Below are 12,685 nucleotides of genomic sequence, written 5' to 3'. Positions count from 1 at the left end.
AACTGAACCAATTCCGAGTACGGGGATCTTATCTAGCAGTACGATAAAGAGGTTTATGCCATGCCCCCTTCCCGCCCCCGCTTTCCACTCATCCCTAAACACCCACAATACGGGTATAGCGAACATCAGGTTACAGACGAAAACCTATACTTATCGCGACGAAAATTTATGTCCACCGGGATGTACGCCGGAGCTGCAGCTTTGGCGGGCTATTTACCGCAATGGGCTCACGCGAAAACCACACCATGGCAGGCAAAAATAACCTCTGCACCACGAACAAAAGAACACAAAGAAGCCCTTACACGCCTAGGTGACGTTACCACCTACAACAACTTCTACGAATTGGGCACAGCCAAAACCGATCCAGCCGACCGAGCCAGTGCCTTATCAACCGACCCCTGGCATATCGTAGTAGAAGGGGAATGTGCAAAACCGGGGAAATTCACTCTGGAAGACATACTCAAACCTCACGCCTTTGAGGAACGCATATACAAACTGCGCTGCGTTGAAGCCTGGTCGATGATTATCCCTTGGACAGGCTTTCCTCTGGCCGACTTACTTAAACGCTTTGAACCCACCAGTGATGCCAAGTATGTTGCCTTTGAAACCCTTTACGACAAAAGTCGCCCCCTGCCAGGGCAAAGGCGATCGACCATTTCCTGGCCTTATCGCGAAGGCCTGCGTATAGATGAAGCAATGAACCCCTTAACCTTTATGGCCGTTGGTTTGTACGGCAAAGAACTACCCAATCAAAATGGCGCACCTATTCGCCTTGTCGTACCCTGGAAATACGGATTCAAAAGCATTAAATCCATCGTCAAAATTCGCTTCAGCAAAACCGAGCCCAAAACCAGCTGGAATATGATCGCCCCCAACGAATACGGCTTTTATTCCAACGTAAACCCCGAAGTCAGCCATCCTCGGTGGAGCCAAAAACGTGAACGCCGTATTGGTGAGTTTTTTAAAGCGCCCACTGAAATGTTTAATGGCTACGCAGCCGATGTGGCCCATATGTATAAAAACATGGACCTGAAGAAATTGTATTGATGCTAAGGGCAGCCCTATTTTTCACACTTCTATCCCCTGCACTACTTCTGGTATGGCAGCTACTCACCCACCGGCTAGGCGCCAACCCGGTGGAGGCCCTCACCCACGAAACGGGTAAATGGGCGCTTATCTGCCTACTTGTCAGCCTTAGTCACACGCCCCTTAAAAACCTCTTCAATTGGAAAAAGGTCATGCGCTACCGACGTATGACAGGGCTGTACGCCTACTTTTACGTTTGCCTGCATTTTTGCATCTACTGGGTTTTCGACCAATCCCTTTCATTGGCCTACGTGTGGGACGACATACTCGACCGCCCCTACATAACTCTCGGGTTTTGCGCCTGGCTGCTACTCACACCGCTAGCCATAACATCGACCAAAAACATGCGCCGCCGTCTCGGCCACCGCTGGTTGAGCCTTCACAAACTCATCTACGTTATAGGTATTTTGGCCATCGCACACTACATCTGGCTAATACGCGCCGACTACGCGGAAGTCGTGATTTATACGTTATGGCTAGCGCTGGTTTTGGGGCACAGGCTATACCTTTTCGCACTAAAAGACCCTATTCGACATTAATTTGATTTATCTCGGTGTTTCCAAATTCATACAGGCGTATACCTTAGTTATACCCCTACTATAATTTAACTGAATGCGGATACGGCGATGAATCTACATGGCGTTGACCTCAATTTGATGGTCGCACTGAACGTGCTGCTACGGGAGAAAAGCGTTACTCGAGCGGCAGAATTCTTGGGCATTACTCAACCGGCCATGTCGAACGCACTCAAACGTTTACGACAATTGTTCGACGACCCCTTACTGGTGCGTACCAGCGAAGGTATGAAGCCTACCGAACGTGCTCAACACCTGGAACCCCATGTACGCGATTTGCTAATACAGGTAGAACAAGTCGTTCAGCCAGTGAATAAATTCGCGCCAGAAAAGAGTGAACATTTTTACCGTATCGCCGTAAGCGATTACGGCGAATCGGCGTTGATGCCTTTAGTGCTGGCAAAACTGCGAGAAATGGCACCGCATATCTCCATCGACATTATGGCCCCCAGTGATGTTAGTTCACACGATGTTGAACAGGGCTTTGTCGACTTTGTCATTAACCGATTCGACGAATTGCCTCAATCCTTTTACCAAACGCTGTTATGGCGAGACAACTTCAAGTGTGTGTTCGCAGCAGACAACACCATCGCCAACAACTTTGATTTCGATAGTTATATGGAAGCCCAGCATATCTGGGTAAGTAAAACCGGTATGGGGGTCGATGTTGGTGTGAACCCCGATGATGTTCAGCGACTCGGCTGGGTGGACGCTGCACTGAACTGTATCGACAAGAAGCGCCATATCAGTGTATTTACCCGTCACTATCAAGCCGCCCTGCAAATGGTTGAAGTAAGCGAAATGATCGTAACCCTGCCGAGTAAAGCGGCACAACTACAGAAGCACAATCCAAACTTAGTATTTGTTCCACCGCCATTTGGTATTCCGCCATTGGAACTCACCATGGCATGGAGCCCACTACTGCACTTTAACCCTGCGCACCAGTGGCTACGCCGTTTGGTGGCCGATGTTGCTCACGAGCACGCCGACACCAGTATTCGACCAAATTTTGAGCACCGCACCAATCGGGAGTTAGAAGAAGCGACGGTCTCACCGTAAACCCAAACTTGGCGAACACCCGCAACTCGATAGGGTACCGCAGCGCTGTGCTACCCTATAAAAGCCTCTGGTACTGTAAAATTTCTCCCAATCGTACTTTCTTCAGCGCTAACACCTCACTACCGCCAAAATCCTGCTATAACAAAAGGATTCCTTGGCTCTATTTTTAGAGTCGATATATAATAATTGGTCTGACCAGCCTTGGCGCACAAGCCAACCACGCCGCACCATCTGGTTTACCAATATTCTTGACAATAAAAGGCTTCGAGATATGAGCGACTTACCACAACTTAATCGTTCCACCCACCAAGCTCCTGTATACAAAGAGCGCGTGCTGCAGTTTGGAGAAGGTAACTTTCTACGTGCATTCGTTGATTGGATGATCAACAAAATGAATAAAGAGGCCGGATTCGACGGCGGTGTGGTAGCCGTGCAGCCCATCGACAAGGGCCTGATTAAAATGCTCAACGATCAAGACGGCCTTTACACCATTTACCTCAACGGTATTAAAAATGGCGAAGCCGTAAGCGAAAACGAAGTTATCGACTGTATACAACGCGGTATCGACCCCTACCTGGATTTCGATGCCTTGAAAGCCGTTGCCGCCAGTGATGACCTGCGCTTCGTAATCTCCAATACTACCGAAGCCGGTATTGCCTACCACAAAGGCGACAAACTGGACGACGCGCCACCCAGTAGCTTCCCAGCTAAAATGGCCGCATTGCTGCACCACCGCTTTGAAGCCTTTGCTGGAGCTACCGACAAAGGTCTGATCATTATCCCTTGCGAGCTCATCGACCGTAACGGCGATAACCTGTGCAAGATCATTTTGCAATACGCCGACGATTGGGGCCTGAGTGATGCGTTTAAAGCTTGGGTGAAAGACGCCAACGTTTTCTGTAACACCCTAGTTGACCGCATTGTACCGGGCTACCCCCGCGACAAAATCGACAGCCTATTACAAGAGCTAGGCTATCAAGACAACTTGGTGGTTGAAGGTGAGCAATTCCATTTGTGGGTTATCGAAGGCCCGGCATCGGTTAAAGACGAAATTCCTTCCGAGCAGTGCGGCCTAGACGTGGTCTTCACCGACAACATGGAACCGTACCGCACCCGTAAAGTTCGAATTCTCAACGGTGCACACACCACTATGGTACCGGTTTCTTACCTATACGGTATCGAGCATGTACGTGAATCAGTTGAAGACGACGTGGTGGGTGCTTATATTAAGGGCGCGATCTTCGATGAAATCGTACCTACTCTCGACCTCCCAGACGACGAGCTGAAACAGTTCTCCAACGATGTCTTGGACCGCTTTCGCAACCCGTTCCTCAAGCACGCGCTAATGAGTATTTCACTGAACTCTGTATCCAAGTTCAAAACCCGCGTACTGCCTTCGGTTACTGAGTATATAGCCCGTAAAGGCGCACTGCCTTCTAAGCTCTGTTACTCACTCGCCTCGCTGATTACTTTCTACAAAGGTGAAGTAAACGGTAAAGAAATTGCGTTGAACGACGACCAGTCAGTGCTCGATTTCGCCGCAAACTCTTGGAAGCAATACGATGGCTCTGCCGATTCTGCCAAAGCGGTTGTAAATGCGTTCTTGGCTAATGCCGATTTCTGGGGTCAGGATCTGACCGAACTGGATGGCCTGGCCGAGCTAGTAGGTAACAACGTTGTTGCCATTTTGGAAAAAGGTATTGCCGGTACTATTGCCAGCGCATAAACCTTAAGTTAGACCTGAGCGAAAAGGCTCTTACGCTTCGCGTGAGGGCCTTTTTTATATGGCCGATATATCCACAGATAAAATTGAATACACCGGAGGCTTGCGGCAGCAGCCGCACTCATCTCGTTCGCATGACGATTAACTGGCGAAAGCACGGAAAATGCATCGATACAGGAATGTAGCAAGTTAAAGCAACACAGGACGTAATTGCCGAGGAGCAATTTTCTGCTCGGCCATCCTTGGCCTTCGCGGCATACCGCACATCCTGTGCATAAAAAAACCGATTGCTGTTGCCGGCAATCGGTTTTTTGTAAATCGACTTTTTACTACTTAGTAAGCCTGGCTCACCAGATGCACATTTGTATCGTCGTGAATACGTAAGCTTGCCAACTCTTTTTTGGCATTTTGGTAGCTTGCGTTTGCATCATTCAATACCTTGAAGCACTGCTTGCGCTCTTCTCCAACAGTGCCTGCACAGGTCTTACGTAACTCCTTGTACTCAGCCACAACGGCTTTCGCTGACGTCAATTGCTCTAAAGTCAAGCCATCCGAAGCCATGACATTCGCTGAGAGCAGCGCAGCAGGTAACACAATCAATCGTATAAATGCGTTCACAGATGTACACCCACTTCATTTGTTACGTGTGGTAACAGTATATAGCAATCCCTATAAAACAATGAGATTCTTATAATCATTTTTGCGACATTACGTGTATATGGGTAACCGGCAAGTTCACAAAAACGTAAATTCCCTGTTAAACATTAGGGTTAACAACACAAGTCACGTTTTTGTGCGACTATTGATTTACCCCCTTGAACTCCGTCGCACTTTCGCATTTGATACCCGGGTACACAGGAATATCAATTGAAGGGGATGCTCATGATGCTAGGTTCGCGCTTTATTTTCGCCATTTTCACTGTCTTTTTACTCACCGTAACACCACTCCACGTTAACGCACAAATCGACACGACCGACAGTGACGGCGATGGCATGCCTGACCTTTGGGAGACTGCTTACGGGTTCGATCTTTTCATGCCCGATAGCAACGCCGATATGGATGGTGATTTGCTCACCAACCTGCAGGAATATCAAGCGGGAACCCACCCTCTGCTCATAGATTCCGATACTGATGGTATTGATGACGGAGTTGATTTAGCCCCCGTCAATCCAAGAGTAGCTTCGGATACCGACGAAGACGGCCTGCCCGACAGCTGGGAAATTATTAACGGCCTAGACATGAATTTCAATGAAGATGCCGCAGCCGATTTCGACAGCGATAGGCTCACCAACCTTCAAGAGTTTTTGCTAGGAACAAACCCCAACAACAAAGACAGTGATCGCGATGGTAGTCTGGACGCTACTGACGCGTTTCCGCTAGTTTTTAGCTACCAACTAGATGATGACAGTGACGGCCTGCCCAACGCGTATGAGAAGAAGTTACACTTTCTCGACCCACTATTCGCAGAAGACGCCGGTTTCGATTTTGATTTCGACGGCCTCTCCAATCTGCAGGAATTTATTGCAGGCACGTCACCTGAAAACCCCGACACAGACGGCGACACATTCTCTGACGGCTTCGACCCCGCACCTACCAACCCACAGTACCTGCAAGATAGCGATGGCGACACCCTGCCCGATTTTTGGGAGGTTACCGAGGGTACCGACCCCTACATGCAGGATTTATGGGCGGACGTAGACGGAGACAACTTCACCAATCTACAAGAGTTTAAGGCCAACACACACCCGCTCGACCCTGACAGTGATCTAGACGGCATGATGGACGGCTATGACCATTACCCAACACACGGCTACTACACCCGCGATGATGACCGCGATGGTATGCCTGCCGAATATGAATACCTCCATGGCACCATTGATTATAACCAGCAGGATGGCAGTGAAGATCTCGATGGCGACGGCCTGGGTAATTCTCAAGAGTTCTTTGCAGGCACCGAGCCCCAGCACCCCGATACGGACATGGATGGCATTCCAGATGGCGATGACCTCTACCCCACTGACCGTACCCGCGCGCTGGATTCTGATAGCGACGGTTTGCCCGATGCCTGGGAGATTGTGAACGGCTTTGACCCAATGATGCCTTTCGATGCCCAAATGGACGATGATGGTGATGGCCTGTCATTGCTGGAAGAATATCTGGCCGGCACCGATTGGCGATTAGAAGACTCCGATGCCGATGGCGCTCCTGACGCTGACGACCTCTACCCCACCAATGCGCTCTATCAAATCGATGACGATAACGACGGATTGCCCAACGCTTACGAAGATGGCTTCAGCTTCCTCTACCCCTTCGACCCCTTGGACGCCACACAGGATAATGACCAGGACGGTTTAAATAACCTGCAGGAGTTCCAGTTAGGTACCGACCCCAGCGAACCCGACAGCGACGCCGATGGTTTTTTTGATGGCGATGATGTCGCACCAACTGACCCACAGTACGCCATGGATTCTGACCAAGATGGACTGCCCGATCAATGGGAGTTCGCTAACGACTTCGACCCCTTTCGACACGACAGCTTCGAGGATATGGACAACGACCGCCTGTCCAATAGGCAGGAGTACCAGCTGGGTACCGACCCCAATAACCCGGATACTGACAATGATTATATGCCCGATGGTGAAGATCATTATCCGCTGAACCCACAGTACTCATTAGACTCCGACCGCGACACCATGCCCGATCGGTACGAGTATCTTCATAACCTTGATGCTTACAACACCCAAGATGGCGGCTTTGACTTCGACAGCGACGGCTTGAATAACGCTGGCGAGTTCGCTGCAGGCACCGACCCCCAGCACCCCGATACGGACATGGATGGCATTCCAGATGGCGATGACCTCTACCCCACTGACCGTACCCGCGCGCTGGATTCTGATAGCGACGGTTTGCCCGATGCCTGGGAGATTGTGAACGGCTTTGACCCAATGATGCCTTTCGATGCCCAAATGGACGATGATGGTGATGGCCTGTCATTGCTGGAAGAATATCTGGCCGGCACCGATTGGCGATTAGAAGACTCCGATGCCGATGGCGCTCCTGACGCTGACGACCTCTACCCCACCAATGCGCTCTATCAAATCGATGACGATAACGACGGGTTGCCCAACGCTTACGAAGATGGCTTCAGCTTCCTCTACCCCTTCGACCCCTTGGACGCCACACAGGATAATGACCAGGACGGTTTAAATAACCTGCAGGAGTTCCAGTTAGGTACCGACCCCAGCGAACCCGACAGCGACGCCGATGGTTTTTTTGATGGCGATGATGTCGCACCAACTGACCCACAGTACGCCATGGATTCTGACCAAGATGGACTGCCCGATCAATGGGAGTTCGCTAACGACTTCGACCCCTTTCGACACGACAGCTTCGAGGATATGGACAACGACCGCCTGTCCAATAGGCAGGAGTACCAGCTGGGTACCGACCCCAATAACCCGGATACTGACAATGATTATATGCCCGATGGTGAAGATCATTATCCGCTGAACCCACAGTACTCATTAGACTCCGACCGCGACACCATGCCCGATCGGTACGAGTATCTTCATAACCTTGATGCTTACAACACCCAAGATGGCGGCTTTGACTTCGACAGCGACGGCTTGAATAACGCTGGCGAGTTCGCTGCAGGCACCGACCCCCAGCACCCCGATACGGACATGGATGGCATTCCAGATGGCGATGACCTCTACCCCACTGACCGTACCCGCGCGCTGGATTCTGATAGCGACGGTTTGCCCGATGCCTGGGAGATTGTGAACGGCTTTGACCCAATGATGCCTTTCGATGCCCAAATGGACGATGATGGTGATGGCCTGTCATTGCTGGAAGAATATCTGGCCGGCACCGATTGGCGATTAGAAGACTCCGATGCCGATGGCGCTCCTGACGCTGACGACCTCTACCCCACCAATGCGCTCTATCAAATCGATGACGATAACGACGGGTTGCCCAACGCTTACGAAGATGGCTTCAGCTTCCTCTACCCCTTCGACCCCTTGGACGCCACACAGGATAATGACCAGGACGGTTTAAATAACCTGCAGGAGTTCCAGTTAGGTACCGACCCCAGCGAACCCGACAGCGACGCCGATGGTTTTTTTGATGGCGATGATGTCGCACCAACTGACCCACAGTACGCCATGGATTCTGACCAAGATGGACTGCCCGATCAATGGGAGTTCGCTAACGACTTCGACCCCTTTCGACACGACAGCTTCGAGGATATGGACAACGACCGCCTGTCCAATAGGCAGGAGTACCAGCTGGGTACCGACCCCAATAACCCGGATACTGACAATGATTATATGCCCGATGGTGAAGATCATTATCCGCTGAACCCACAGTACTCATTAGACTCCGACCGCGACACCATGCCCGATCGGTACGAGTATCTTCATAACCTTGATGCTTACAACACCCAAGATGGCGGCTTTGACTTCGACAGCGACGGCTTGAATAACGCTGGCGAGTTCGCTGCAGGCACCGACCCCCAGCACCCCGATACGGACATGGATGGCATTCCAGATGGCGATGACCTCTACCCCACTGACCGTACCCGCGCGCTGGATTCTGATAGCGACGGTTTGCCCGATGCCTGGGAGATTGTGAACGGCTTTGACCCAATGATGCCTTTCGATGCCCAAATGGACGATGATGGTGATGGCCTGTCATTGCTGGAAGAATATCTGGCCGGCACCGATTGGCGATTAGAAGACTCCGATGCCGATGGCGCTCCTGACGCTGACGACCTCTACCCCACCAATGCGCTCTATCAAATCGATGACGATAACGACGGGTTGCCCAACGCTTACGAAGATGGCTTCAGCTTCCTCTACCCCTTCGACCCCTTGGACGCCACACAGGATAATGACCAGGACGGTTTAAATAACCTGCAGGAGTTCCAGTTAGGTACCGACCCCAGCGAACCCGACAGCGACGCCGATGGTTTTTTTGATGGCGATGATGTCGCACCAACTGACCCACAGTACGCCATGGATTCTGACCAAGATGGACTGCCCGATCAATGGGAGTTCGCTAACGGATCCGACCCCTTTCGACACGACAGCTTCGAGGATATGGACAACGACCGCCTGTCCAATAGGCAGGAGTACCAGCTGGGTACCGACCCCAATAACCCGGATACTGACAATGATTATATGTTCGATGGTGAAGATCATTATCCGCTGAACCCACAGTACTCATTAGACTCCGACCGCGATGGCATTCCCCGGGAATGGGAAGAGGCGCGCATGTTCAGCGACTTCGATACTTACGATGCCCTATTAGACAATGACGGCAACGGTCTCACCAATCTGGAAGAGTTCCAAATAGAGAACAACGGTGGAGTGGTGGACAGTGACGGAGATGGCATGCCCGATGACTTCGAGCTGGCCAATGGCCTGATGCCCACAGACCCTTCAGACGCTGAATGGGATTTGGACAACGATGGTCTCTCCAACTTAGAGGAGTTCAATGTCAACACCGATCCCCATCAAATCGACAGTGACGGCGATGGATTGGAAGACGGCTGGGAAGTTTCCTACGGTTTTGACCCTACAACCGATACTGACGAAGGGGCGCTTGATAGCGACGATGATGGCCTGAGTAACTTCGACGAAGCCATACTCGGCACTAATCCAACGGCCAGTGATACCGATGGAGACGGTATAAATGACGGTATCGATGCCTTCCCCACCGATAGCAACGAGTCTCTGGATACTGACGGCGACGGCTCAGGTAATAACAGCGACAGTGACGATGACAACGACGGCTTGAGCGACACTGAAGAAGCTACCTTAGGCACCAACCCACTGTTGGCCGATTCCGATAGCGATACCTTCAGCGACGGCACGGAACTCAGCCTTGGTACTGACCCACTCGTATATAACGATAATACTGATGGCGACAACCTGCCCAATGCGATTGACCCCGATGATGATAACGACCGCCTAACCGATGAGCAGGAAATTGCGCTTGGCTCCAACCCCGAGCTACGTGATACCGACGGAGATACGGTTCTGGATGGTGACGATACAGCACTGCTGGACCCAACTCTTCCCCTAGTTCAGGTGCATGAAACCAGTAGCAACGATTCACTCGGCCGAGCCTTAGCAGCCCTTAATGACCTGAACGGTGACGGTATTGCTGACTATGCTGTGTCAGCACCTGACGCTCACCCCGGCAGTGCATATGGCGCGGTGTACGTATACTCCGGCGCTGATCACAGCCTTATCAATACCATCGTAAATAATAACGCCGCCCACTATCGTCTCGGCGGAAGCTTGGCAGCGGTTGGTGACCTCAACGGCGATGGTCTCAGTGATTTGGTAATTGGTGCCCCGCACTCCGACATAAACGGTACTGACAGTGGTGTAGCCCTCGTAGTATCGGCCGTCGACAGCACAGTGCTATTTACCCTAGAGGGCGATGGTATTGAAGTGAACCTAGCCACTACCGCCGCCGGAGGCGAAGACGTTAACGGCGACGGCATCCCCGATTTTATTCTCGGCATGATGGCGCTAGAAGGCGCCGAACAAAGCCAGCGCGCACGGGTTTACTCGGGTGCCGACGCCAGCCTGCTATTTGAACACACTGTCGTCGGCCCAACCTCATTGCCTCCGGCAGTTGCAATGCCCGGTGATCTAGATGGCGACGGCCTAAGCGAGTTTGCTCTGGGTACCCAAGCCAACAGCCGCGGCGCCCTAGAAGTATACTCCGGTGCAGACGGTAGCCTGCTGTTCGAACAGGAAGACGGTGTTGACTATTCCTACTTTGGTAGAGCAATCGCCAGCGGTGGTGATTTAGACGGGGACGGTATCAACGATCTGTTAGTGGGCGCCCAGCTTGACACCAGCGCAGGGAGTTATACCGGCGCCGTGTACGCTTACTCGGGCATCGATGGTTCGCTTATCCATCAGTTACAAGGCTCGGCCGCCTTTACCAGCTTCGGGTATAACGTGGCCTCCGCCGGCGATATGAACCTCGATGGCTACGATGACTTCCTAGTAGCAGCCCGAGGCTATCGTTTCAGCGATGGCATTAACCCGACCGTTCACCTGTATTCCGGTAAAACGGGGCTAGAACTCGCTCAAATCAACAGTCCGTTCAACACCAACTACGGAATCGGCCTGGCTAATATGGGTGATACCGATGGCGATGGCTTTAACGAGTTACTTGTAAGTGACAACTACATTAGCGGCAGTCTCGGCGGTTACGGCAGAGCCTACGTTTACTCACTTCAGGGCGACAACGACAACGATGGCCTACCCCACCTTTGGGAAACCACCTACGGCTTGAACCCCTTCGACGCCTCAGATGCCTCAACGGACTTGGACAATGACGGCTTCACAAACTTGGAGGAATATCAGTTAGGTACTAACCCCTCCGATGCCGCCACGGTTTATACCCTCAATAACGCCGCTTTATCACAACCTAACATCACCACCATCAACTTCAGCGAACGCCCACCACTGGCCTATGGCGGCAGCCAAGACAAATCCAATCTCGGCTTTGTTGCCGTTGAAGACGACGGTAATACCCTGCACCTCAACAGCAACCGCTGGCAAGCGGTTAACCTAAGTTATCAGGTTACAGCCAATACCATTTTGGCCGTGGATTTTGCCGCAGCGGAAATCGCTGAAATTCTGGGACTGGGCTTCGACAACAACCTCGGTATATCCAGCAACCGTACCTTCCGCCTCGCGGGCACACAAAATTGGGGACGCTCAAATTACCAGTACGGTGCTAGCGGTGATTTTGAATCGTTTGAAATTCCGGTGGGCGATTTCTATTCGGGTAGCTTTAACTACCTGTTTTTTATGTGCGACGACGATAAAAATCTGGGCTGCGATAACCGCTTCAGTAATGTACGTATCTACGAAAACGGTGAGCCCCAGGAGACTTACTTGCAACTGCAGGGCGGTGAAACCTGGGACAGCCTTGCGCTGGATCTCTACGGATCTGCTGGGGCGGCTGCGGAATTACAGCTGACCTTGGAGCCACTGTACCTGCTTAACGCGGGGGAAAATATTCTGGCCAGCGATTTACCAACGCAGATAACCGTTCACTAAACACGTTCGGCATACTCTACCCAAACCATCACTCTTCTGAGAGTGGTGGTTTTTTATTTTTACAGCACCACTTTTCCCCTGCGAAATCATAAAACCCATAAATTGTAGAGTTTATGTTCGCCCACAAAAAAGCCCGCCGAAGCGG

6 protein-coding genes are annotated in these 12,685 nt (G+C 51.5%); 5 read left to right on the top strand and 1 reads right to left on the bottom strand.

What is annotated here, in order from left to right:
* Positions 1-60: 60 nt before the first annotated feature.
* The 4 genes from msrP to H5336_RS15290 all read left to right on the top strand — a co-directional run bounded on the left by msrP (position 61) and on the right by H5336_RS15290 (position 4,446).
* A complete protein-coding gene (gene msrP, locus H5336_RS15305) occupies positions 61-1,047 on the top strand; it encodes a protein-methionine-sulfoxide reductase catalytic subunit MsrP (protein ID WP_185235122.1) in 987 nt (328 codons plus the stop codon).
* Positions 1,047-1,625 (top strand): protein-methionine-sulfoxide reductase heme-binding subunit MsrQ, encoded by a 579-nt coding sequence (gene msrQ / locus H5336_RS15300; RefSeq protein ID WP_185235121.1) that lies wholly within the window; start codon positions 1,047-1,049, stop codon positions 1,623-1,625. Before msrP ends, msrQ begins: the two co-directional genes overlap by 1 nt.
* A gap of 87 nt (positions 1,626-1,712) precedes the next feature.
* On the top strand, positions 1,713-2,720 hold the full coding sequence (locus H5336_RS15295) for a LysR family transcriptional regulator (RefSeq protein ID WP_185235120.1): 1,008 nt from the start codon (positions 1,713-1,715) through the stop codon (positions 2,718-2,720).
* A 271-nt stretch (positions 2,721-2,991) separates the two neighbouring features.
* Positions 2,992-4,446, top strand: coding sequence for a tagaturonate reductase (locus H5336_RS15290; RefSeq protein ID WP_185235119.1), 1,455 nt, complete (start codon positions 2,992-2,994; stop codon positions 4,444-4,446).
* 330 nt (positions 4,447-4,776) lie between these two features.
* Here the strand turns inward: H5336_RS15290 and H5336_RS15285 are convergent, their stop codons facing one another.
* Positions 4,777-5,061, bottom strand: a complete 285-nt coding sequence (locus H5336_RS15285) for a hypothetical protein (RefSeq protein WP_313557397.1) — start codon at positions 5,059-5,061, stop codon at positions 4,777-4,779.
* A 264-nt stretch (positions 5,062-5,325) separates the two neighbouring features.
* Between H5336_RS15285 and H5336_RS15280 the strand changes: the two genes are divergently transcribed.
* Positions 5,326-12,540 carry an FG-GAP repeat protein gene (locus H5336_RS15280; protein WP_185235118.1) on the top strand — a complete coding sequence of 2,405 codons (7,215 nt, stop codon included), beginning with the start codon at positions 5,326-5,328 and terminating at the stop codon, positions 12,538-12,540.
* The last annotated feature ends 145 nt before the right edge of the window (positions 12,541-12,685 follow it).

It is taken from the genome of Teredinibacter franksiae (assembly GCF_014218805.1).
GTDB lineage: Bacteria > Pseudomonadota > Gammaproteobacteria > Pseudomonadales > Cellvibrionaceae > Teredinibacter > Teredinibacter franksiae.
The sequence above is the reverse complement of the archived record's forward strand: the minus strand, read 5'-3'. Positions and strand labels throughout refer to the sequence as shown.